18 protein-coding genes and 1 pseudogene are annotated in these 23,683 nt (G+C 67.2%); 11 read left to right on the top strand and 8 right to left on the bottom strand.

The genetic code is table 11. The features are described 5' to 3' along the window. The first annotated feature begins 94 nt into the window (after positions 1–94). The 5 genes from ACIPR8_RS05505 to ACIPR8_RS05485 all read left to right on the top strand — a co-directional run bounded on the left by ACIPR8_RS05505 (position 95) and on the right by ACIPR8_RS05485 (position 4,378). A complete protein-coding gene (locus ACIPR8_RS05505; RefSeq protein WP_446540365.1) occupies positions 95–424 on the top strand; it encodes a hypothetical protein in 330 nt (109 codons plus the stop codon). An 83-nt stretch (positions 425–507) separates the two neighbouring features. After that, positions 508–1,548 (top strand): agmatine deiminase family protein, encoded by a 1,041-nt coding sequence (locus tag ACIPR8_RS05500; RefSeq protein WP_132862823.1) that lies wholly within the window; start codon positions 508–510, stop codon positions 1,546–1,548. A 173-nt stretch (positions 1,549–1,721) separates the two neighbouring features. Further along, entirely contained in the window at positions 1,722–2,609 is an 888-nt protein-coding gene (locus ACIPR8_RS05495) for a carbon-nitrogen hydrolase (RefSeq protein WP_192288108.1), read from the top strand. A gap of 13 nt (positions 2,610–2,622) precedes the next feature. Beyond that, positions 2,623–3,153, top strand: coding sequence for an N-acetyltransferase family protein (locus ACIPR8_RS05490; RefSeq protein ID WP_446540364.1), 531 nt, complete (start codon positions 2,623–2,625; stop codon positions 3,151–3,153). Beyond that, positions 3,146–4,378, top strand: coding sequence for a TraB/GumN family protein (locus ACIPR8_RS05485; RefSeq protein ID WP_446540363.1), 1,233 nt, complete (start codon positions 3,146–3,148; stop codon positions 4,376–4,378). Before ACIPR8_RS05490 ends, ACIPR8_RS05485 begins: the two co-directional genes overlap by 8 nt. Positions 4,379–4,942: 564 nt before the next feature. On the opposite strand, the gene ACIPR8_RS05480 is transcribed toward ACIPR8_RS05485, so the two are convergent. From ACIPR8_RS05480 to ACIPR8_RS05465, 4 genes and pseudogenes are all read right to left on the bottom strand, one after another. After that, positions 4,943–8,011 (bottom strand): efflux RND transporter permease subunit, encoded by a 3,069-nt coding sequence (locus ACIPR8_RS05480; protein WP_446540362.1) that lies wholly within the window; start codon positions 8,009–8,011, stop codon positions 4,943–4,945. Between the two features lie 5 nt (positions 8,012–8,016). Then, positions 8,017–9,642 (bottom strand): efflux RND transporter permease subunit, encoded by a 1,626-nt coding sequence (locus ACIPR8_RS05475; RefSeq protein WP_425603744.1) that lies wholly within the window; start codon positions 9,640–9,642, stop codon positions 8,017–8,019. 207 nt (positions 9,643–9,849) lie between these two features. Continuing rightward, positions 9,850–11,484 (bottom strand): annotated as a pseudogene (locus tag ACIPR8_RS05470) (efflux RND transporter permease subunit); the annotation flags it as partial. Next, positions 11,481–12,614: an efflux RND transporter periplasmic adaptor subunit gene (locus tag ACIPR8_RS05465; protein WP_446540361.1), complete on the bottom strand. Its 1,134-nt coding sequence runs from the start codon at positions 12,612–12,614 to the stop codon at positions 11,481–11,483. The pseudogene ACIPR8_RS05470 and the gene ACIPR8_RS05465, both read right to left, overlap by 4 nt. A gap of 225 nt (positions 12,615–12,839) precedes the next feature. On the opposite strand from ACIPR8_RS05465, the gene ACIPR8_RS05460 reads away from it, so the two are divergent. Together ACIPR8_RS05460 and ACIPR8_RS05455 are read left to right on the top strand one after the other, a co-directional pair. After that, complete coding sequence (locus ACIPR8_RS05460) at positions 12,840–13,226, top strand: c-type cytochrome (RefSeq protein WP_446540360.1); 387 nt, start codon at positions 12,840–12,842, stop codon at positions 13,224–13,226. A gap of 9 nt (positions 13,227–13,235) precedes the next feature. Beyond that, a complete protein-coding gene (locus ACIPR8_RS05455; protein ID WP_323439462.1) occupies positions 13,236–13,697 on the top strand; it encodes a c-type cytochrome in 462 nt (153 codons plus the stop codon). Between the two features lie 174 nt (positions 13,698–13,871). On the opposite strand, the gene ACIPR8_RS05450 is transcribed toward ACIPR8_RS05455, so the two are convergent. Then, the gene (locus tag ACIPR8_RS05450) at positions 13,872–15,662 is read right to left on the bottom strand and encodes a hypothetical protein (RefSeq protein ID WP_446540359.1); all 1,791 of its coding nucleotides are present in this window, start codon (positions 15,660–15,662) and stop codon (positions 13,872–13,874) included. Between the two features lie 12 nt (positions 15,663–15,674). Beyond that, positions 15,675–16,274: an NfuA family Fe-S biogenesis protein gene (locus tag ACIPR8_RS05445; protein ID WP_192288102.1), complete on the bottom strand. Its 600-nt coding sequence runs from the start codon at positions 16,272–16,274 to the stop codon at positions 15,675–15,677. Between the two features lie 94 nt (positions 16,275–16,368). On the opposite strand from ACIPR8_RS05445, the gene ACIPR8_RS05440 reads away from it, so the two are divergent. The 3 genes from ACIPR8_RS05440 to zupT are packed head-to-tail and all read left to right on the top strand — an operon-like array spanning position 16,369 to position 17,968. After that, complete coding sequence (locus ACIPR8_RS05440) at positions 16,369–16,716, top strand: 4a-hydroxytetrahydrobiopterin dehydratase (protein ID WP_132862812.1); 348 nt, start codon at positions 16,369–16,371, stop codon at positions 16,714–16,716. Position 16,717: 1 nt separating this feature from the next. Then, positions 16,718–17,134: an energy transducer TonB gene (locus ACIPR8_RS05435; protein WP_446540358.1), complete on the top strand. Its 417-nt coding sequence runs from the start codon at positions 16,718–16,720 to the stop codon at positions 17,132–17,134. A 24-nt stretch (positions 17,135–17,158) separates the two neighbouring features. Further along, on the top strand, positions 17,159–17,968 hold the full coding sequence (gene zupT, locus ACIPR8_RS05430) for a zinc transporter ZupT (protein ID WP_132862810.1): 810 nt from the start codon (positions 17,159–17,161) through the stop codon (positions 17,966–17,968). A gap of 39 nt (positions 17,969–18,007) precedes the next feature. On the opposite strand, the gene ACIPR8_RS05425 is transcribed toward zupT, so the two are convergent. Continuing rightward, positions 18,008–18,979, bottom strand: a complete 972-nt coding sequence (locus tag ACIPR8_RS05425; protein ID WP_446540357.1) for an RluA family pseudouridine synthase — start codon at positions 18,977–18,979, stop codon at positions 18,008–18,010. A gap of 410 nt (positions 18,980–19,389) precedes the next feature. Here ACIPR8_RS05425 and rne point away from each other — a divergent pair, with 410 nt between their 5' ends. Further along, the gene (rne, locus tag ACIPR8_RS05420) at positions 19,390–22,548 is read left to right on the top strand and encodes a ribonuclease E (protein WP_446540356.1); all 3,159 of its coding nucleotides are present in this window, start codon (positions 19,390–19,392) and stop codon (positions 22,546–22,548) included. 206 nt (positions 22,549–22,754) lie between these two features. Here rne and ACIPR8_RS05415 read toward each other — a convergent pair whose 3' ends face one another. Beyond that, the gene (locus ACIPR8_RS05415; RefSeq protein ID WP_446540355.1) at positions 22,755–23,402 is read right to left on the bottom strand and encodes a response regulator; all 648 of its coding nucleotides are present in this window, start codon (positions 23,400–23,402) and stop codon (positions 22,755–22,757) included. Positions 23,403–23,683 lie beyond the last annotated feature (281 nt).

The raw sequence follows: 23,683 nt of genomic DNA, 5'->3' as shown, positions 1-23,683 counted from the left end.
CAGACGTGTTCCAGCGCAACCAAACGACGCCAAGCCGGTTTTTCGTCGCCGTTTTTTGCTGTAATCGCCACTTGTCCTCTGGGGAGAAGCGACCATGAAGCAACTGTTCCAAGCACTGACCCTGACCGCCCTGCTGGGCGGGGCACCGGCCGCGATGGCCGACACCCTGCTCATCGACCGCGCTCAGGAAAAGCCGGCCGGCGCCCTGCCGGCACGCGGCGACACCACGCAGCAGGTGGAAGCCCGCTTCGGCGCGCCGCAGGAGCGGCTGGAGCCGCGTGGCGGCCAGAAGCGCCAGTGGCCGACCATCAACCGCTGGGTCTACCCGGCGTTCACCGTGTATTTCGAACGGCAGCGCGTCATCGACGTGGTGGCCAACCAGGCCAGCCCCGGTGAAGTCGGGCCCAAGCCGCCGATCCGCTGACCCTTGTCCCGGCGGCCGGTGCCGGTCATCGGTCGCCGCCTACGCCCGCGCCAGTGCGCCGGGCCCTGAAACTGCAGGAAGAAATGAACGACACGCTCCGCTTCCCGGCCGAATGGGAATCCCAGTCCGGCGTCCTCATCGCCTGGCCACACGCCGACACCGATTGGGCCGAGCGCCTGGCCGAGGTCGAAGAAACCTATATCGCGCTGGTTGCCGCCATCACCCGCTTCCAGCCGGTACTGATCTGCGTGGCCGATGACGACGTCGAGACCTACGCCGAGATGCGCCTGCGCTCGAACCGGATCGACATGGCGCGCGTGCAGTTCGTCACCGCGCCGTACGACGACACCTGGCTGCGTGACTCCGGCCCGATCACCCTCACCCGCGCCGACGGCAGCTTCCAGCTGCTGGACTTCCGCTTCACCGGCTGGGGCGGCAAGTTCGACGCCAGCCTCGACGACCAGCTGGTCGGCGTGTTGCACGGCGCCGGCGTGTTCAACGCCAAGGCCGATGTCCGCAGCATTCCGTTCGCCCTGGAAGGCGGCGCGATCGACACCGACGGTGCCGGCACCCTGCTGACCACCTGGCAGTGCCTGCATGAGCGCCACCCGGAGCGTGACCGTGCCTCGCTGGGCGCGGACATGGCGCAGTGGATGCAGCAGGACCGCGTGCTGTGGCTGGACCACGGCTACCTGGAAGGCGACGACACCGACGCCCACGTCGATACCCTCGCCCGTTTCGCCTCGGCCGACAGCATCGTCTACCAGAACTGCGATGACCCTCAGGACTCGCATTACGCCGAACTGCAGGCCATGGGTGCCGAGCTGGCCGCACTGCGCACCGCCGATGGACAGCCCTACCGCCTGTTCCCGCTGCCGTGGGCACAACCGGTGCTGGACGAAGGTCGCCGCCTGGCGGCCTCCTACGCCAACTTCCTGATCATCGACGGCGCGGTACTGATGCCAGCCTATGGCGACGCGGCCGACGATGCCGCGCGCGACGTGCTGGTGCAGGCGTTCCCGGGTCGCGAGATCGTGCAGGTCCCCTGCCGCTCGCTGATCTGGCAGAACGGCAGCCTGCATTGCATCACCATGCAGTTGCCGGCCGGCCTGCTCAAGCACTGAGCCGGCCGCGGAGGAGCCCGGCCATGCCCGGCTCCCCTCCCATCACCTTGAACACACGGAAAGCCGCCGGACAACACCCGGCCGCACGCTGCCCGAAGTCGTTCAGCCCCCACCACGTCGCGCCTGCGCATCCGCGCTAACATGCGCGTTTTCCACCGCAGGATCCGCATCACATGAACGCGCGCAGCCCCCTTACCGTCGCCCTGGTCCAGGAGCGCAACCACGGCGATGCCGCTGCCAACCTGGCAGTGATCGAAGCACGCGTGGCCGAGGCCGCCGCGCAGGGTGCGAAGCTGGTGCTGCTGCAGGAGCTGCATAACGGCCCGTACTTCTGCCAGCACGAATCGGTAGACGAGTTCGACCTGGCCGAGCCGATCCCCGGCCCGAGCACCGAACGCCTGGGCGCGCTGGCGAAGAAGCACGGCGTGGTGATCGTCGGTTCGCTGTTCGAGCGCCGCGCCGCCGGCCTGTACCACAACACCGCGGTGGTCTTCGAGAAGGACGGCACCCTGCTGGGCAAGTACCGCAAGATGCACATCCCCGACGACCCGGGCTTCTACGAGAAGTTCTACTTCACCCCAGGCGACATCGGCTTCAAGCCGATCGACACCTCGGTCGGTCGCCTCGGCGTGCTGGTGTGCTGGGACCAGTGGTATCCGGAAGCCGCGCGCCTGATGGCGCTGGCCGGCGCCGACCTGCTGCTCTACCCCACCGCCATCGGCTGGGACCCGGACGACGTGCAGGACGAGAAGAACCGCCAGCGCGATGCGTGGGTGCTGAGCCATCGCGGCCACGCCGTGGCCAATGGCCTGCCGGTGCTGAGCTGCAACCGCGTCGGCCACGAGCGCTCGCCGCTGGGCGCCTCGGGCATCGACTTCTGGGGCAACAGCCACATTCTCGGCCCGCAGGGCGAGTTCCTGGCCGAAGCCGGCACCGAACCGACCCTGCTGGTCTGCGACGTCGACCTGCAGCGCAGCGAACACGTCCGCCGCATCTGGCCGTTCCTGCGCGACCGCCGCATCGATGCCTACGGCGACCTGCTCAAGCGCTACATCGACTGACCCAAGGGTGCCCGTGAGCCTGCAGCTGCGTCCGGCCACCCCGGCCGACATCCCCGCCATCACCGCCATCTACGCGGTGGAGGTGGAAGAACTGGTCAACACCTACGAATACGAGGTGCCGGACGAAGTGGAGATGGCACGGCGCATGGCCGACATCACCGCGCGCGGCTTCCCCTACCTGGTCGCCACCATCGACGACCAGGTCGCCGGCTATGCCTATGCCAACAGCTACCGTGCCCGCATTGCCTACCAGTGGACGGTGGAAAACTCGGTCTACGTCGATGGTCGCTTCCAGGGCAAGGGCGTGGGCAGCGCGCTGATGCAGGCGTTGATCGATGCCTGCACCGCGCGCGGCTACCGGCAGATGGTGGCGGTGATCGGTGAACCCACCAACACCGCCTCGATCAAGCTGCACGAACGTTTCGGCTTCCACCTGGTCGGTATCTTCCGCGGGCTCGGCCGCAAGCATGGCCGCTGGCTGGACACGGTGCAGATGCAACGCGCCCTCGGCGACGGCACCGACAGTGCCCCCTCCAATGAATGACGCAATGAACGACTCCTCGCAACACGCCGGCACTGAACTGCTTGCCGGCCAGCCGGTCCGCATCGTCGAACGCGACGGCGTGCGCTACACCCTGCTCGGCACGGCCCACGTCTCGCTGGCCAGCGTACAGGCAGTGGAAGAAGCCATCGGCAGCGGCCAGTTCGATGCGGTCGCGGTCGAACTGGATCCGCAACGCCTGGTCGCACTGACCAACCCGAATGCAATGGCGCAGCTGGACCTGGTCGAAGTCATCCGCAAGGGCCGCGTGGCCCTGTTCGCGGCCAACCTCGCCCTGGCCGCCTACCAGCGCCGCCTCGCCGACCAGCTGGGCATCGAACCGGGCGCCGAGCTCAAGCGTGCGGTGACACTGGCCAAGGAAAACGACCTGCCGGTGCACCTGATCGACCGCGACGTCGGGCTGACCTTCCGCCGTGTTTCGCAGCGGCTGGGCTTCTTTGGCAAGATCAAGCTGATCGCCGGCCTGGGGGCCGGGTTGTTCTCGTCCGAGGACGTCGGCGAGGACGAGATCGAGAAGCTCAAGCAGGGCGACATGCTCGAGTCGAGCTTCGGCGAGTTCGCCAAGGAAAGCCCGGCGCTGTACGAGACCATCATCGGCGAGCGCGACCGCTACATGGCCACCCGCCTGCGCCAGGAGCACGACAGCGCGCAGCGCAACGTGCTCGCCGTGGTGGGCGCTGGCCATCTGGCCGGCCTGGCCCGCTACCTGGAAACCGACAACGAGCCGCCGGCGCAGTTGCGCGAGCAGCTCGAATCGGTGCCCAGGAAGCGCAACGTCCCGTGGATCACGCTGACCATCCTGGCCGTGGTGCTGGCCGGCATCGGCATCGGTTTCTGGAAGGGCGGCATGAACATGGGCGCGCAGATGCTGGCGATCTGGGCGCTGTACACCGGCGGCCTGGCCGGCCTGGGCGCCCTGCTCGCCGGCAGCCACCCGCTAAGCATCCTCACCGCCATCGCGGTGGCCCCCTTCAAGCCGTTCCGCCTGAGCATCCCGACCGGTGCATTCGCCGCACTGGTGGAAACCCGGCTGCGCAAGCCGACCTACCAGGACTTCCTGCAGCTGCGCGACGACGCCCAAACCCTGAAGGGTTGGTACCGCAACCGCGTCACCCGCATCACGTTGACCTTCATGCTGACCAACCTTGGCAGCATGCTGGGGCTGTGGCTGACGGGCTTCAGCGTTTATGGAAAGTTGGCTGGCTGAGAGGCTCCCCCTTCTCCCACGCGCGCGAAGGCGGTGCAGTGCAGCGGATGAAGGTGTTTTGGTCTTTCGGCATGGATTATTCAAAGCCTGCCCTCACCCCAACCCCCCTCCCGTGTATGGGAGAGGGGCTTTGAGCGGCCTCCCTGCCATCCAGCTACACGATATGTCAGCAGGCGCTTCCTTCTCCCGCATGCGGGAGAAGGTGGTGCGGAGCGCCGGATGAGGGAGCTTTGGCCTTTCGGTTGGATTATCCAGAGCCTACCCTCACCCCAACCCCTCTCCCGCATGCGGGAGAGGGGCTTTGAGCGGCCCGGCCTGCCATCCAACTCCACGCCAAGCCGGCAGGCGCTTCCTTCTCCCGCATGCGGGAGAAGGTGGTGCGGAGCGCCGGATGAGGGAGCTTTGGCCTTTCGGTTGGATTATCCAGAGCCTGCCCTCCCCCCAACCCCTCTCCCGCATACGGGAGAGGGCTCAGAGCAGCTTCAAGCCACCGCGGCGTTCACTTCGTCGCAATGAAAAGGCCCGCATCGCTGCGGGCCTTTTCAATTTCAACTTCGGGATGGATCAACTCTCCAGCGCCACCTCGCGCTCGGCCGGCAAACCGCGCGCGCGACGCACCGAACGTGCGGTGCCCCGGCGCAGGTCGTCCAGCAGTGCGTAGATGGTCGGCAGGAACAACAGGCTGACCACCGTCGAGAACGCCAAGCCACCGGCAATCGCGCGGGCCATCGGGTAGTACGGCGGCATGCCGTCGGCGGTCTGCGTGTTCAGGGCAATCGGGATCATCGCCAGGATCGCGGTACCCATCGTCATCATGATCGGGCGCAGGCGCTCGCGACTGCCTTCCACCAACGCATCGGTGCGCGCCATGCCACGCCGTCGCAGGTTGTTGATGTGCTCGATCATCACGATGCCGTTGTTCACCACCACGCCCATCAGCACCAGGATGCCGATCACGGCCATGATGTTCATCTCGGTGCCGGTCAGCCAGAACAACCAGTACACGCCGAAGATGGAGAACAGCACGCAGGACATGATCGCGGCCGGGAACAGCAACGATTCGAACACCGCCGCCATGATCACCATCATCAACACCAGCGCGATCACGATGGCGCGCAGCATCTGGTCCATGCCATCGAAGTTGATGTTGAAGCCGGCGCCATTGAACGTGTAGCCGTAACCCGGCGGGAACTCCATGTCGCCCAGCGTGGCCTCCACCGACTTGCGCGCGTCCTCCATCGACACATCCTTGGCCAGGCCGGCCTCGATCCGCAGCATGGTCTGCCGGTTCAGGCGCTGGATCGCATTGGCGGCCGGGTTGACGTTGACGTCGACCATCGCCAGCAACGGGATCTCCTTGCCGGACGCGCTGCGCACCATGAACGAAGACAAGTCCTCGATGCTGTAGTGGTCCGAGCCGGCGAAGCGCACGTTGACCGGGATCTCCACATCGTCACGGTGGAAATCCCGCAGCGACGAGCCGCGCAACGCCATGCCGACGAACTGCGCCACCTGCTGCGCGCTGAAGCCGTAGGCCGCCGCGCGCTCGCGGTTCACCTGCACCGCCAGCTCGGAATCGGCATCACCGATGTCCACGCGCACGTCACGCAGCTTCGGGTTGCGTGACAGGATCGGCATGATGTCGTCGGCCAGCTCGCGCAGCGTCTGGCTGGAATCACCCACCAGGCTGAAGCGCACGCCCTGCCCTTCGCTGCCCATGCCGCCGGGCCAGCCGATGCCGATCTTGGCCCGCGCCGACTGCGGCAGGCCCTTGCGGACCTCCTCCTCGATCTTCTTGCTGATCTCGCGGTCGTCGATGTTCAGGTACAGGCGCGTCTGCGCCCAGCCCTGCTCCGAATAGCGGCTGTACACCCGCTTGACGTGGAATTCCTCGCGGTTGGCGTTGACGAAGTCCTCCACCCGCTGCACTTCCTTGCCCATCTCCTCCTTCGAGTAGGAGCCCTTCCACTGGTAGAAGATGTTGATCTCGTCCGGGTCGTTGTCGTCACCGCCACCGGCCGTGTTCATCATCGGGAACACGCTGATCGCCGAGATCAGCACGATGCCGGCCACGCTCCAGCCACGGTGCTCCAGCGTCCAGCGCAGCACGCGTGCATAGCGGGTCTGCAACCTGCTGATCAACGGTGACTTCACCGCCGGCGGCGTCTTCATGCGTGCCGACAGCATCGGGATCAGGCTCACCGCCACCAGCCACGATGCAAGCAGCGAGAAGGAGATGGTCACCGCCAGCTGCGACAGGTAGATGGTGATGATGTTCTTCTCGCCGAACATCATCGGCAGGAACACCACGCAATGGCACAGCGTACCGGCCGACAGCGCGATGGCGACGTGCCGGGTACCGATGATCGAGGCCAGCTCCGGCTGGTTGGGAAACTTCTCCCGCTCCTGGTAGATGCTCTCCACCACCACCACGGCGTTGTCGACCAGCATGCCAACCGCCAGCAGCAGGCCCATCATCGAGATGATGTTCAGGCTGATGCCGGTGAAGTACATGAAGCCCAGCGTCATGATGAAGCAGATCGGGATCGCCATCGACACCATCAGCGTCGACGGCCAATGCCGCAGGAACGCGTACAGCACGATCACCGACAGCAGCAGGCCGATCGCACCGGCCTCGGCCAACGCGAGCAACGAACTGGTCACCGCCTTGCCCGAGTCGTAGGCCACCTCGACGTCGACCCCGCGCATCGCTGGGTCCTGCTCGAGCACCTTGATCTCCTGGCCCACCGCACGCGACAGGTCCACCAGGTTGGCCGAACGCTCCTTGTAGATGTCCACGCCGACGCTGGGCTTGCCTTCCATCTGCCGCACGTAGCTCATGCGCTGCGGCTGCAGGCTGACATCGGCGACATCGGACAAGCGCGTGCCACGGTTGTTGACCGGCAGGTTGCGCAGCGCCTGCAGCTCCAGCAGCTCGCCGCGGGGCTGCACGCGCAGGCGTCGTCCATCCTCGGTGATCTGCCCTGCGGACACCGAGAAGTTGGCCGCCTGCAGCTTCTCGACCAGTTCATTCAGGGCGATGCCATGCGCGCTGATACGGTCCTTGTCCAGCGCCACCAACACTTCCTGCTTGGCCACGCCTTCCACTTCCACGCGCGCCACGCCCGGCAGGCGCTCCAGGTGCTGCTTGATGCTGCGCTCGATCATGTCCGCGCGCGCGGTCAGGTCCTCGTTGCTGTTCAAGCGCAGGCTGATCGCCTCCTGGTCGCTGGTGCTCCAGCGCTGCACGTAGTAGCGGCGGAAGTCATCCGGCAGCTGGTCGCGCACCGCGTCGATGCGCTCGCGCGCTTCGGACGCGGCCATGGCGATGTCACGGCTCCAATCGCTGAACTCGACCTGGATCTGGCCGCCTTCGGCATTGGCGCGCGAGTTCATCGTCTTGATGCCCGGCATCGTGGCGATGGCCTCTTCCACCGGGCGCAGCAGGTTGCGCTCGACTTCCTCCGGCGTCGAGCCCGGATAGGGCAGCGAGACGAAGAAGAACGGGATGGTGGCTTCCGGCTCGGACTCCAGCGGCAGCCGGAACGAGGCGATCAGGCCGATCACCACCATCGACACGAACAGCATGATGGTGGTGACGGGACGGCGGATGGACAGCTCGGTGATGTTCATCCGGTTCAGTCCCTGGCGCCGCCGATGGCATCGTCTTCGTGCGCGATCACCTGCTCGGCCTGCGCGGCGGCCAGGCGTGCACGACGGCCACGCTCGGCATAGAACTCATCCGGCTTGCGGTCCAGCAGGTCGTACACCACCGGGATCACCACCAGCGTCAGCAGCGTGGAGACCAGCAGGCCGCCGATCACGGTGATCGCCATCGGCGAGCGCACCTCGGCGCCCTGGCCGAAGGCCAGCGCCAGCGGCAGGAAGCCGAACACCGCGCACAAGGTGGTCATCATGATCGGGCGCAGGCGCGAGCGCGCACCCTCCACCAATGCCTGGCGCTTGGCCACGCCGTCCTCGCGCAACTGGTTGACCTTGTCGATCAGGATGATCGCGTTCTTCACCACCAGGCCCACCAGCAGGATCAGGCCGATGAACACCACCACCGATACCGGCGAACGCGACAGCAGCAATGCCGCCACCGCACCGACCAGCGCCAACGGGATGGTGAACAGGATGACGAACGGGTGCAGCAGCGATTCGAACTGCGATGCCATCACCAGGTAGACCAGGAAGATCGCCAGCCCGAAGGCGAACAGCAGCGAGCGGATCGATTCCCCCAGTTCCTCGCCCTGGCCACCGATGCGCATGCCGACATCGGTGCCCAGCGGATTCTTGGCGACCATGCTCTGCACTTCGGTGATGGCCTTGCCCAGGTCGATGTCACGCAGGTTGGCCGAGACGATCGCCACGCGACGCTGGTCGGCGCGGTGGATCTCGCTCGGGCCGGTGGTGGCGATGACGTCGGCCACCGAGATCAGCTCCACCGGCTTGTTGCCGCTGGGGTTGACGATCAGCCGCCGGATGTCATCCACCGAGGCACGCTCGGATTCCTGCACGCGCACCAGCACGTCGATCTTGCGATCACGGAAGCTGTAGCGGGTGGCGACGTTGCCGCGCACCTTGTTGACCACCGCATCGGCGATCTGGCGCGTGGTCAGGCCCAGCGCGGCGGCGCGGTCCTGGTCGAACACGATCTGGATCTCCGGGAAGCCCTGCTCCACCGTCGACTTCACGTCGGCGTAGTGCGGGCTCTGCCGCAGCATCGCGGCCAGGCGGTTGCCGGCCACGCGGATCGATTCGAGGTTGTTGCCTTCGATCTCGATCTCCAGCGGCGCGGCCAAGGCGAACAACTCCGGCCGCGCGAAGTCCACCTGCGCTTCCGGCCACTGCTTCATGGTCTGGCGCAGGCTTTCGATCAACGCCGGCTCACGCCGGGTGTCGCTCATCACCACCGAGAGCTTACCGATGTTCTCGCCGCTTTCGGTCGGGCTGGCGTCCAGGCGGGTACCGGTACCGGACACGCCGTACAGCAGGCGCACGCCTTCTTCGCCGGCATGCTGGCGCTGCACTTCGCGCACCAGCGCATCGGTCCTGGCCAACGGCGTACCCGGCGGCAGCTTGGCGGTCATGTCGAAGCGGTCCTGCGCCAGCTGCGGGATCAGGTCCACGCCCAGCAGCGGCAGCGCGGCCATGGTCAGCGCGAATGCCAGCGCGGCGCCACCGAGCACCGGCCAGGGGCGCTTCAGCGCCGCCGGCAGGATCCGCAGGTAACCGGCCTCGGCGCGGCCATACGGCGCCATCGCCAGGTCACTGGCCTTGCGCATCACCGGACCCACCACCGCGGCGATGCCGCGGAAGATCCGCACCACCAGCCACGCCAGCGAGAAGAAGCCGTAGCGGAACAGCGCACCCACGCCACGCCCGGCGTAGGCCGCCGGCTTCTTCCAGCGGCTTTCCGGACGCCACGGCTCACGCACCGCCTCGGACGGGAACTCCAGCGGCGGACGCCCCTTGAGCGCGCTCAGCATCGGGATCAGCGTCATCGACACCACCAGCGACACCGCGATGGCGATCGACACGGTCAGCGCCTGGTCGCGGAACAACTGGCCGGCGATGCCTTCCACGAACACCAACGGCAGGAACACCGCGATCGTGGTGAGCGTGGAGGCGACCACCGCCATGAACACTTCGCGCGTGCCCTTGATCGCCGCTTCCAGGATGCCCATGCCACGCTCGCGCGCCTTGGCGATGGATTCCAGCACCACGATCGAGTCGTCCACCACCAGGCCGGTGGCCAGTGCCAGGCCGCCCAGCGACATCACGTTCAGGCTCAGGCCCAGCTGGCCCATGAAGAAGAACGTGGCGATGATCGAGATCGGCAGCGACAGCGAGATGACGAAGGTGCTCCAGCCATCGCGCAGGAACAGGAAGATGATCAGGATCGACAGGATGCCGCCGATGACCGCATCGATCTTCACGTCCTTGATGGCGTGGCGGATGAAGACCGACTGGTCCTCCACCATCGTCATCTCGATGTCCTTGGGCAGCTCCTTGCGGATCGTCTCCAGGCGCTTCTCCAGCGCATCGGCCGTGGACACCGTATTGGCGTCGCCTTCCTTGTAGATGGCCAGCTCCACCGCCTCGTGGCCGGCGCTGCGGATGACTGCCTCGCGTTCCTTGTACCCCTGCCGCACATCGGCGACGTCCTTCAGGCGCACGCTCGGCGCACCGTTGCTGGTGTCGCTGCGCAGCGCGGCGATCACGTTCGGATCGCTGCTGCCCAGGATCGCCGTCATCAGCTGCGGGTTGGTGCCGGTCGAGCTGCTGGACGAGGCGCCCGCCGTGGTGGTCAGCAGCATCTCGCGCATCTGCTCGACCGTGGCGAACTGGTTGACCGTACGCACCAGGTAACGCTGCGAACCTTCTTCCAGGCGTCCGCCGGACAGGTTCACGTTCTCCTGCTGCAGGCGCTGGATCACGTTGTCCAGCGACAGGCCCAACTGGGCCAGCTTGCGCTGGTCGATGTCGACCTGGATCTCATCCTCCAGGCCACCACCCACCTTCACCGCCGCCACGCCGGAGACCGGTTCGAGCTTGCGCTTGAGGTCCTCGTCGGCATAACGGCGCAGCTCCATCAGGCGACGGATCGCATCGGCCTCGTTGCCGGCGTCCTGCCGGGAGGACAATGCAAGGCGCATGATCGGCTGGGTCGACGGGTTGAAGCGCAGCAGCACCGGGGCCTTGGCCTCCAGTGGCAGCTGCAGCGTCTCCATCTTGTCGCGGACGTCCAGGCCCGCCTGCTGCATGTCCGTGCCCCAGGCGAACTCGAGCACCACATCGCTCTGCCCGGTACGCGAGATCGACTTCAGCTTGCGCAGGCCCTTGACGATGCCCAGCGCTTCTTCGGCCGGCTGCGAGATCAGCGTTTCCACTTCCGCCGGTGCCGCGCCCTCATAGTCGGTGCGCACCGTCAGCGTCGGGTAACTCAGGTCCGGCAGCAGCTCGACCTTCAGGCTGGACAGCGAGATCAGGCCGAACAACACCAGGGTAAGCGTCATCATCGCGATGGTGACGCGGCGGCGCGTGGCGAACTCGATCAGGTCGAAGCCACCGCCGGACGCCGATGGTCCGTGCGCACTCATTGCTTGGTCGCCCCCGCGGCCGGTGCCTGGGCGGCCGCGGCCACCTTCTTCTCCTGCCCGATGACCTGCACGGCACTGCCTTCGCGCAGCGCCGCCTTGCCGGCGATCACCACCTCATCGCCGCTCTTCAGGCCTTCGCGCACTTCGATCCAGCCGGCATCGTCGTAGCCCAGCTTCAGCGTGGCGCGTTGTGCCTTGCCGTCGCGCACGACGTACACGGCCGGCTCACCACCGTCCTCCAGCAGCGCGCTGCGCGGCACCACCAACGCGTCGGCACGCTGGTCGTAGTTGATGCTGAGGCGACCGAACATGCCCGGCTGCAGGTCCCCTCCGCCGGAGAACGAGGCGACCACGCGGAAGGTGCCGGTGCCGTTGTCCACCACCGGCGCGACGCGGTCCACCGTACCGGTGAACGGCTTGCCCGGCAGCGCGTCCACCGCCAGCCCGACCGCCTGGCCCGGCTTGAGCTTGGCGATCTCGCGCTCGGGCACATTCAAGGTCGCTTCCAACCGGGAGCTGTCGACGATGCGGATGATCGGCGAGTTGATCTGCACGAAGTTGCCCGGCTTGATGTCACGCGAAGCCACCACGCCGGCAATGGGTGCCACCACCGTGGTGTAGGACAGCTCCAGCGTCGCCATGCGGTACTGGGCACGTGCGTTCTCAAGGTCGTAGCGCAGCTGGTCCACGTCGGCGGCGCTGACCAGCTGCTGCTGCACCAGCTTTTCGGCGCGGTGGTAGCTGTTCTCCAGCTTGCGCATCTGTGCCTCGCTCTGCGCCACGCTCAGGCGCGCGCGGTCCGGATCCAGTCGCACCAGCGCCTGGCCGGCACTGACCTGCTGTCCTTCCTCGACCAGCACTGCCAGTGCAACGCCCGACGTCTTGGCCACCACCTGTGATTCGGCCCGGGCCTCGAGCGCGGCGGTACCGGCATAGCTGGCGGCGATGGCGCGATGGACGGCCTTGGCCACCTCGACCGGAACCGCGTCGGACACCTTCTGCTCCTCCGGAGCCTTGGCCTTGGCCTCTTCGCCGCCTGCCTTGCATCCGCCCAGCAGCAGAGAGGTGGTAATGAGAAGTGCAGCGGCGCAGCTTCCGGTGCGGCCGTGCTGAGAGAAGAATCGCGACATCGTCAGGTCCCTGGGGATGCATTGGCGGGGTGTTGTAGCAAAGTATTGCACCACCCCACAGGGACACCATGCCCCAAAGGTCATGCCCACCCCCTGCCTGCCCACAAACACTGACGCGCCGCAGCATCGGACCGGGTACCGGACCGGTAAATACGCGGGCTATACTCGGCCCGTTCCGTGTCCCCCACGGCGGAACAACAGACCCGCTTACCGGACAAGGAAACCATGCGCCCGCAGCCGCTCGCCGCTTGTTTCGTTCTGGCTTTCGCCCTGACCACCGGGGCCGCCCTCGCAGAACCGCCGTCTGATCCACCCGCCGCACCGGCCCCTGCGCCCGCAGCCGCCGCGCCTGCAGCCCCCGTGGGAAACCCCGAAGCCGGACGCACCCTGGCCTATACCTGCCAGGGCTGCCACGGCATCACCGGCTACAAGAATGCCTATCCCAGCTACCGCGTGCCCAAGATCGGCGGCCAGTCGGCGCAGTACCTTTCCCAGGCGCTGACCGAATACCGCGAAGGCAAGCGCAAGCACCCGACCATGCAGGCCCAGTCGATGAGTTTCAGCGCGCAGGAAATCGCTGACCTCGCCGCTTACCTGTCCACCGTCAAATAGGCATCGCCCATGTCGAAAGCAACGCACGCAACGCGCTTGTCCATCGTCCTGCTCGCTGCCCTGGCGCTGGCAGCGTGTTCACAATCGGAAGTGGAGTCGGCCAGCACCTCCGCCGGCGATCCCGGCCATGCCAGCGGCGAACACGGTTCGAGCTCCTCCGCCGGCCTGCCACAGGGCCGCATCGCCATCGGCGAACAGTTGGCCAACGCCAAGGGCAAGGCCACCGGCCAGAGCTGCATCGATTGCCACGGCGCGGACGGCAACGCCCCGATCGACCCCACCTACCCGCGCCTGGGGGGCCAGTACGGCGATTACCTCGCCCATGCGCTGCAGGCCTATCGACGCGGCGACCGCGACCACATGCTCATGACCCCGCAGGCCGCCAGCCTCAGCGACCAGGACATCGCCGACCTTGCCGCCTACTTCGGCTCGCGTCCCACCCAGTTGCGTGACCTGCACGGCGTGAACTGAGCCGGCCCGGCAACCGAACCACTCCGACAGACGCAAAAATGCCGCCCAGGGGCGGCTTTTTTGCATGCCGGCGTGTTTGATCTCGCCTGCTTGAGCCTCTCTCCCGCCAGCATGCGGGGGACTGGTGAGCGGCTGGGTTTACGCCTCAAGCCGCACCAGCCGCGGGCAACCACCTCAGCGGCTGCCGTTGTCTTCCTGCAGTTCCTTCTTGAACGGGATGTCCGGTGGCGGCCGCGCTTCGGCCGGCTGCTCCTGCATGTTCGGGTTGGTCAGGCCACAGCCACCACCGAACTGCAGCATCGACACCACGCAGGAAATCTTGCTGCTGCTGCCGGGAATCGGAATCTCGATGCTCTTGATGCCCTTGCGCACCCATTCGGCCAGCAGCGACTCGTTGGGCACCCAATACTTGTCGAACGAGGTCGGAGTGAACTCATAGGGCGGCCGCTTGAGCCAGGTACCGGACTCGGCGATACGCTCGCGCGTCCAGCTGTCCGAATCACCGCCCGGTGCGCCCCGCTTCGGCTCCTGGCCCTTCTCGCCGTCCCCGGCCAGGCGCACGCTGCCGTCGGCGTTGAACAAGCCGCGGCCCTGGTCCGACTGTCCGCCGGCGCTGCCTTCCACCTGCCGTCGGGAAGCCCCCCAATCATCCCCGCGCGTGGCCGCGGCCCAACCGCCGGAGCGGTCCTGTGCGGCGGGACCGGCACCGGCACTGCTGCCGGAGCGCGACGATGCCGCGTTCGCCGCCGGGTTGCCGGCGGACGGCGCGCTGGAGGCGGTCGCTGCCGTCGTCGCACCCGTGGCAGCCGTCGACGTCGCCTGCGCAGCCCCTTCGGCACTGCGGGTCGCCGGTGCCTCCGCAACACCCGGCATCTGCCGCTCGCGCACGGCCATGCCCGGTGACTTCACCTGCACCTCGGGCGCATTCGAGCGCACCTGCGCCATCGATACCGCTTGGTGGGGCGCCGCCTCTACCTGTCGCTCGCGTACCGCGATCTCGCGCGAGCGCACCTGCACCTCGGCGCCGCGCACCTGCACGGCCGCCATCTGCACCTGCTGCCGTGGCGCGACCTCCACCTGGCGCTCACGCACCTGCATGTCGGGTGCGCGCACCTGTGCCTGGACTTCCGTCGGCTGGCGCACCTGCGAGGTCACCAGTGGTCGCTCGGTCGCCGTTTCCACCGTCCGTTCGCGCACGTGCACTTCCGGCGTGGTCACGCTGGGCAGGCTCACCGCCGGCACCTGCACCGTGGGCGGGGTCAGCACGAAATCCGTGGTCGGTTGCGCGGTCTCGGTGACCTGCAGCGGTTGCGCGACGGGAGGCGCGGGCGTGCGGGTGGGACTCTCCTCCGCCGGCACAGGCGATGGCTCGGAAGCCACATCGGCCGCCACGTCGACTGGCACGTCCTGCCCGCGTTGCGGCTGCGCGGCAGCGGCCATGGACGCGGCATCGCCCGACGCTGCCGGTGCTGCCGGGGCACCCGGCGCCCCCTGTGCCTGCGGCGCACCGCCGCCTTCCGCGTCGGGAGTGCCGCGCCCGATGTATTCGACCTGCACGCGCTCGCCGTCCTCGGCGCTCGCATCCGGCGCATTGCTCCGGATCATGGCCACCCACAACAGCAACACCGCGAACAACAGGTGCAGGCCAGCGCTGAAGAAGCCGGAGAACCAGCGCAGCCCGCGCTGGTCGCGCGGCGGCGGATCGTCGCCACCGTGCCAGAACATCAACGCGATGGCCTGCCACAACGGCATCAATGCCGGCGCCGTGCCACGCGCGGGCGCAGCGCGCGCGCCCATCAGCGCGCGCACGTCCTGGTCATTGAATTGGCTGCCACCACGCGATGCACGCGTGCGCAGCCAGTTGCTCCAGCTGTACGGCATGCCGGTGCGGCGATCATGCAGGATGCTGGCCTGCCGGCGGCTGGCCAGCAGGTTGATCAACTCGGCAACTGACGTCACCGGCATGCGGCGCTCAACTCAGCCCGCGCTGCCGCGCGGAATGTAAGGCGCCTGGCCACTGTCGTGGTCGGTGGCATCGCGCACGGCGGTCACGCCCGGCACACGGCCCATCAAGGTCTTCTCGATCCCCTGCTTCAAGGTCACGTCGGCCATGCCGCAGCCATGGCAGCCACCGCCGAAACGCAGCAGCACCACGCCATCGGCGGAGACTTCCTGCACCGCCACGCGGCCACCGTGCGAGGCCAGCTGCGGGTTGATCTCGTTCTCGACCACCCAATGCACGCGCTCCACCATCGACGCAGCGTCGCCGGGTGCCTCACCCTTGATCTTGGGTGCCTTGATGGTCAGCTGCTGGGTACCGGCGGACTGGGTGACGAAGTCGATCTCCGCCCCGTCCAGCCATGCCACGCTGGTGGCGGCCACATACAAGGTGAAACCATCGCAATCCACCGCCCACTCGTCACCGAGCAGTTCGGTCGGCTCGGCGAACTCCAGGCGCGCATCGGCACGCGGCGTTCCCGGCTCGACCGCGCTCAGGCGCACGCCCATGCCGGGCACGGCCTCGCGTTCGATCAACTTGCGGAAATAGCTTTGGGCGGTATCTGAGATCTGGATCATCCGGGTATTCTAGCCGTGTCTTGGTTGACGCTGATGGGACACTGATTCCAGGCGCGATACCGTTCATCAGTCCCTTGCCTTGAAGGAGGCTCCCATGGCCCCAGATCTGATCCCGCTCGTCCAGGCACACTGCATTCCCCGCCGCGGCCACGAAAACCGACTGGGCCAGGCGCGCCTGGCGGAGCTGCTGCCACAGGTCCCCGGCTGGGAGCTGGCCGAAAACGGCCAGGCCCTGCTGCGCACCTTCCGCTTCGACAACTACCACGCCACGATGGCATTCGTGAACGCGCTGGCCTGGATCGCCCACCAGGAAGACCACCACCCCGACCTGGGCGTGCATTACGACCGCGCGGTGGTGCGCTTCTCCACCCACGATGTCGGCGGCCTGAGCGAGAACGACTTCATCTGTGCCGCCAAGGCATCCGCACTTACGGAGCAATGACATGAACCTGCGTCTGCTGTTGGGCGCGCTGGCCACCGCCACCGCCCTCGCCGCCTGCAACGGCTCCGATCAACCGGCCGCACCGGCCGTCGCCCCCACCGAAGTAGCCGCCGTGCAGACCCCGCCGCCGGATTACCCGGCCGAGCTGGCCTGCGCCGGCGTGGGCGGCAAGAGCGTCCTGCGCGTCGTCGTCGGCCCGCAGGGCATGCCGACCGATGTCACCCTGGTCACCACCAGCGGCAACAGCCAGTTGGATGACTCGGCCATCGCCCGCGTGCGCGAATGGAAGTTCAAGGCCGCCACCCGCAATGGCCAGGCCGTGCCGACCACCATCCAGGTCCCGGTCAGCTTCAACCCGCCCCAGCCCAAGCCGGACGAGTGCTTCGCGATCGAGGAGCGTGCGCGTCGCGGCGGCTGATTGCCCCTGCCCGGCGCCTCCTCCATGCACGCCGTTTCCCTCGACAATCTCTGGGTCGCGTTCGGGCTGACCTTCGCTGCCGGCCTGGCCACGGCCATCGGCAGCCTGTTGGTGCTGTTCTCCAAGCGGCCCAACCCGCGGCTGCTGGCGTTCGGGCTGGCCTTCGCCGGCGGCGCGATGGTGTACGTGTCGCTGTCGGAGATCCTCAACAAGTCGGTCGCCTCCTTCGCGCTGGCCTATGGCGAGCGCCTGGGCTTCACCTACGGCACGCTCTGGTTCCTGGCCGGCGTGATCCTGGTGGTGCTGATCGACCACTTCGTCCCCAACCCCCATGAGACGCTGGACAAGCAGGACCCCGCGTTCAAGGAAAAGAACCGCAGCAGCATCCGCCGGGTAGGCCTGCTCAGCGCGGTGGCGATCACCGCCCACAACTTCCCTGAAGGCCTGGCCACGTTCTTTGCCACGCTGGAAAGCCCATCCGTCGGGTTGCCGCTGGCCTTCGCCATCGCCATCCACAACATTCCCGAGGGCATTGCCATCGCGGTACCGGTGTACTTCGCCACGGGCCGCAAGTCCTACGCCTTCGGCGCCAGCCTGTTGTCCGGGCTGGCCGAACCGGTGGGTGCGGCGATCGGCTTCTTCGCCCTGGCCGGCTCCCTGTCCAACGCCACCTTCGGCGCGGTGTTCGGCCTGATCGCCGGCATCATGGTGTTCCTGGCACTGGACGAGCTGCTACCGGCCGCCAAGCGCTATGCCAAGGGGCACGAAACCGTCTACGGACTGGTGATCGGCATGGCCACCATCGCCATCAGCCTGGTGCTGTTCAAGTGGTGAGATGAAGAAGGGGGCGATGCCCGCCCCCTTCCCTGCGCCTCACAGCCGGTTCAACGCCTCGGCCAGCTCCGGTGCCAGCGGCGCATTCAATACATAAGGTGTCTTGCCCCCATCCAGCGCGAACTCCAGCGAAGCGGCATGCAGGAATAGGCGTTTCAGCCCGATCTGCTCACGAAGCCGCTTGTTGACCGCCGGATCGCCGTACTTGTCATCCCCGGCGACCGGGTGACCAATGTGCTGGGCATGCACGCGGATCTGGTGGGTACGTCCGGTTTCGATCCGCACCTCGCAGTACGAGTGCCCGCCCCGCCGTTCCAGCACCCGGAAGTGGCTCAACGACGGCTTGCCGCCCTGGTTGACCTGGACATGGCGCTCCCCGCCCTGGCGCAGCCCCACCAGCAAGGGGGCGTCCACGCTCATCACGCCATCGGGCATGCGCCCGACCAGCAGGGTCAGGTAGCGCTTCTGGATGCCGCCATGGTCCTCGCGCAGCATCGCCTGCAGCTCGCTCAGGGCCGAGCGCTTCTTGGCCAGGATCAGCAGGCCGGAGGTGTCCCGGTCCAGCCGGTGGACCAGCTCCAGGTTCAGGTTCGGGCGCAGCGCACGCATGGTCTCGATGGCGCCATGGCTGATGCCACTGCCGCCGTGGCTGGCCACCCCCGAGGGCTTGTTGATCACCAGCAGCTTGGCATCCTCGAAGACGATGGCCTGCTCCATGCGCTGCAGGAAGCTGGCCGGCGGCGGCGCCTTGTCTCCAACTTCACTGAGATTGACGGGTGGCACCCGCACCTCTTCGCCGGCCTCCAGCTTGCGGTCGGCCTTGGCGCGGCCACCGTTGACCCGTACCTGGCCGCTGCGGACCAGCTTGTAGACCAGGCTGCGCGGGGCACCCTTGAGCTGGCCGAGCAGGAAGTTGTCCAGGCGTTGGCCTGCCCGGTCCTCGGGGACCTTGATCATGCGCACGCTGGTCTTGCCCGCGGGCGGTGCTTGGCGGTGTTCGGAGTCAGTCATCTGCCTATTTATTCTGCTACACTCGGGGGGCGATATAAGGGTTTGATTTCGTTGGAAGTTGGTCAGGGCCAGAAGCCCCGCTCCCTACGAATCCGGCACAGTGCGCGGCCACCGCCCCCGGGGCGGCCATGTTAGCGGCTCGTCGGCGTTCCCGGCCATCGCCGGGTGTCAAAAGCACCTGAGCTGGACGAAACAAATGTCCCGTGCGACGCCCCGGCCATGGCCGGATGCGGCCGCCGGCCCTGAAACACCTAAAACAAAAATGAGAAGCGCTCCCGCGGCCTGCCGTGGTGTCGTAGCGCTGGAAGCCCAAGCCGCCCTGTCCGCGCCTGCGCGAATGGGCGGCGACCCGTGACCAGAGGCGAAACCCCATGGCGTTCCGCGCGGTAGCAGCGCGCGAGGAACGCACAATGAAGCGAATGCTGATCAACGCCACGCAGGCAGAAGAACTGCGCGTGGCCATCGTCGACGGGCAGAACCTGTACGACATCGACATCGAGCAACCGTCGAAGGAACAGAAGAAGTCCAACATCTACAAGGGCCGCATCACCCGCCTGGAGCCCTCGCTCGAGGCCGCCTTTGTCGAGTACGGCGGGGACCGCCACGGCTTCCTGCCGCTGAAGGAAATCTCCCGCGACTATTTCCAGGCTGGCGTCGACCCGCACAAGGCGGGCCTGAAGGAACTGCTGCGCGAAGGCCAGGAAGTGGTCGTGCAGGTGGATAAGGAAGAGCGTGGCAACAAGGGCGCTGCCCTGACCACGTTCATTTCCCTGGCCGGCCGCTACATGGTGCTGATGCCGAACTCGCCCTCCGCCGGCGGCGTCTCGCGTCGCATCGAGGGTGAAGACCGCGCTGCCCTGAAGGAAGCGCTGGACAAGCTCAACATCCCCGACGACATGGGCGTGATCATCCGCACCGCTGGCGTCGGCCGCGATGCCGAGGAGCTGCAGTGGGATCTGGACTACCTGCTGCAGGTCTGGCGCTCGATCGCCGAAGCCGCGCTGACCAAGCCGGCCCCGTTCCTGATCTACCAGGAATCGCGCCTGATCGTGCGCGCCCTGCGCGACTACCTGCGCTCGGACATCGGCGAGATCCTGGTCGACACCGAAGAGCTGTACGAGACCGCGCGCGAGTTCATGCAGCAGGTGATGCCGCAGACCCTGCGCAAGCTCAAGCACTACAAGGACGACATCCCGCTGTTCAACCGCTTCCAGATCGAATCGCAGATCGAGGCGATCTACGAGCGCAACGTGCGCCTGCCCTCGGGCGGTTCGATCGTGGTTGACCAGACCGAAGCCCTGACCGCCATCGACGTGAACTCGGCCCGTGCCACCAAGGGCACCGACATCGAGGACACCGCGTTCCAGACCAACCTGGAGGCCGCCGAAGAGGTCGCCCGCCAGCTGCGCCTGCGCGACCTGGGGGGCCTGGTGGTCATCGACTTCATCGACATGTCCTCGAACAAGCACCAGCGCGAAGTCGAGAACCGCCTGCAGAACGCCCTGAAGTACGACCGCGCCCGCGTCCAGCTGGGCCGCATCTCGCGCTTCGGCCTGATGGAAATGAGCCGCCAGCGCCTGCGTCCGAGCCTGGGCGAGTCCAGCCAGATCGTCTGCCCGCGTTGCGATGGCCAGGGCCGCATGCGCAGCGTCGAGTCGCTGTCGCTGTCGATCATCCGCGTGGCCGAAGAACACGCCATGAAGGAAAACACCGGGCAGGTGCTGGTCCAGGCCCCGGTCGAGATCGCCAACTTCCTGCTCAACGAGAAGCGCGGCGCGCTGCGTGAGATCGAGCGTCGCCACGACGCGCCGATCATCATCGTCGCCGACGAGCAGCTGCACACCCCGCACTACGAAGTCACCCGCCTGCGCGAGAACGAGCTGGGCGAGGAATCGGGCAAGCCGAGCTACCAGCGTGGCACCCCGCGCAAGCTGCCGGTGCACGCCCTGACCAAGGCCCAGCTGAACATCCCGCCGGCACCGGCGGTGACCCACGTCAAGCACAGCCAGCCGGCACCGGTCCGCGAAGTGGTCGAGGCCGCACCGACGCCGGCACCGGTCGCCCCCGCACCAGCCCCGGCCGCGGGCGGCGTGATGGGCTGGCTCAAGCGCATCTTCGGTGGCGAAGGCACGGCAGCCACCGCGCAGCCGGCCCAGCCACAGCGCCAGCACGAAGGCGGTCGCAACAACCGCTATGATCGCAACCAGCGCCGCGACAACCGCAACGGCAACAACGCCCAGAAGGCCGGCAACGGCAATGCCAACGGCAACCGCCGCGAGGACCAGCGTCGTGACGAACGCCGCGAGGACCGTCGTGAAGAGCGCCGCCAGAACGGCAACGCGCCGCAGCAGCAGGCCCAGAACCAGAACAACGGCCAGCAGCAGCCCAAGCAGCGCAACGAACAGCAGCAGCAACAGCAGCCCAAGCAGCCGCGCAACGAGCAGCAGCCCAAGCAGCCGAAGCAGCCCAAGCAAGCCAAGCCGCAGGACGCCGACAAGGCCGTCCAGCAGCAGCCCGCTGCCGAGAAGCCGGCACGCCAGCCGCAGGCCGAAGCACCCCGCGCTGCTGCTGCCGTGACTGCCGCCGCCGTGGTTGCCACCGACACCGTCTCGACGGACGTGGCGCCCAAGGAAAAGGTGTTTGCCGCTGAAGTCGCCAAGCCGGTCGCCGTCAGCGACGCCCCACTGGTCGTGGACAGCACGGTTGCCAGCGACGATGCCAACCCGGCCGCCGCTGCCGGTGACGAAGCCGCCGGTGAAGCCGGCAGCCGCCGTCGCCGCGGCCGTCGTGGCGGCCGTCGCCGTCGTCGTGGCAACGCCGAAGGCGCCGCCGCCGGCGAGGCGCTGGGCAATGAGTCCGACGAGGACAGCATCGATGAAATCGACGATGGCGAGGTGGCGGACGCTGCCCCCCATAAGCCGGCGGCCGCCCAGCCGGAGTTCGAGTTCGATGACGAGCCGGGTGAAGCCGCTGCCGTGAAGCCCGCTCCGGCTGCAGCTCCAGCCAAGGACACCGTTGCCGCACCGGCACCGAAGGCAGAAGCCGCATCCGCAACCGTGGTCAGCGAGCCGGTGGCGGTCACCCACCCGGTGGCTGAGCAGGTAGCCCCGACCGCACCGGCGACGGTGACGCCAGTCGTCGAACCGGCCCCGGTCGTGATCGAGCCCGCGAAGCCGGAAGCCGAGGCAGCACCGGTCCTCGCCGAGGTCCCGGCTACGGAAGCTCCCAAGGCAGCGGCGGAGGCTCCGGTGACGGTTGACGCACCGGCCGTCGAAACGCCCGTCGTGGAAGCAGCGCCGCTCGCCGCCGAAGCCGCTCCCAAGGTGGAAGCCGCTGCAGCACCGGTGGTTGACGCGCCCGCGCCAATAGCCCCCGCCGCTGTCGAAGCACCGACAAGCATCGCGGTCGCACCGGAAAACGGCCAGCTGTTCGAAGCAGCACCGGCCACGGTCGAAGTCACCGATGCCCCGGAAACCCGGAAGCCGGAAGCCATCGCCCACGTCGAACCGGTCAAGGTCGAGGAAAGCGACAAGGTGGAAGCCGAGTCCGACCAGCCGCGCAACGGCTGATCTCCTCGCCTCATCGCTGTAGCAAAAAGGGCGGCCACTGGCCGCCCTTTTTCATGCATGCAGGCTACCCGCCTCACCGCCGCAGCCTGCAACACCCACCACCGCTTGTGCATGCCTCCTGCATCACCGGCTCTGCCCTTCCATCCGCGGGCAAAAAGAAAGGGCGGCCTCGCGACCACCCTGCCTTCCATGCGATTGGAATTGGCTCAGAGCGCGCGGGCCGGATCACCCACGCCGTACTGCGTGGCCAACCGCGCCAGGGCGATGTTGTCCTGTACCCCCATCTTCTGGAACAGCCGCGCCTTGTGCGTATTGACCGTCTTGGCACTGAGGCTCAAGCGCCGCGCGATCTCTTCCTGGCGGTGGCCCTGGATCAACAGCAACGCCACCTCCAGCTCGCGCGGGGACAGGGAATCAAATGGCGACAACTCACCCTCCAGGTTCGACAGCGCCAGGTTCTGGGCAATGCTGTTGGCCAGGTAACGCTTGCCGGCGGCAACGTCATGCACCGCGCGGATCAGCTCGCGCGAATCGCCGGCCTTGCCCACGTACCCCGACGCACCGGCCTCCAGCAACCGCTTCGGCATCGGCCCATCCTCCAGCACCGACACGATGATCACCCGCGTGCCATGGTCGCCCTTGACGATGCGTTCGGTGATCTCCAGCCCGCTCAACCCGGGAAGATGCAGGTCGCACAGCACCACGTCGGGACGCAGCCGACGGATCTGCGGCAACGCGGCCTCGCCGCTGTCCGCTTCACCGACGACCTCTATGTCGGCCTGGCCGGAGAGGATCATCCGGATGCCCGTGCGCACAAGCGCATGGTCATCGATGAGAAAAACGCTGATGGTCATACCGCAGTCCTCGTACCGAGGTGATAGTTGAAGCCAGAGCCATTGCCCGCCGGGGGCACACGAGGCGACGGTCCCCACCGCCACCCAAGACCAAGGCCTTGCGTATTATCGACCAGAACCCGTCAGAACACTCTGCAACCGGGTCAGCGCTTCGCTGACCGGATCACGCGGCGCATGACCTGCATCCCGTGCCGTCACGACGCTGAAACACTGCAACGACGCCGTTGGAGCTACTATCGCGTGATGCGCGGAGCTGATCCATCAGCCCTTTTCCCCCGCGC

It is taken from the genome of Stenotrophomonas sp. LARHCG68, from assembly GCF_052871705.1.
Note: the sequence above shows the minus strand (reverse complement) of the source record. Positions and strands in the feature narration are given on the sequence as shown.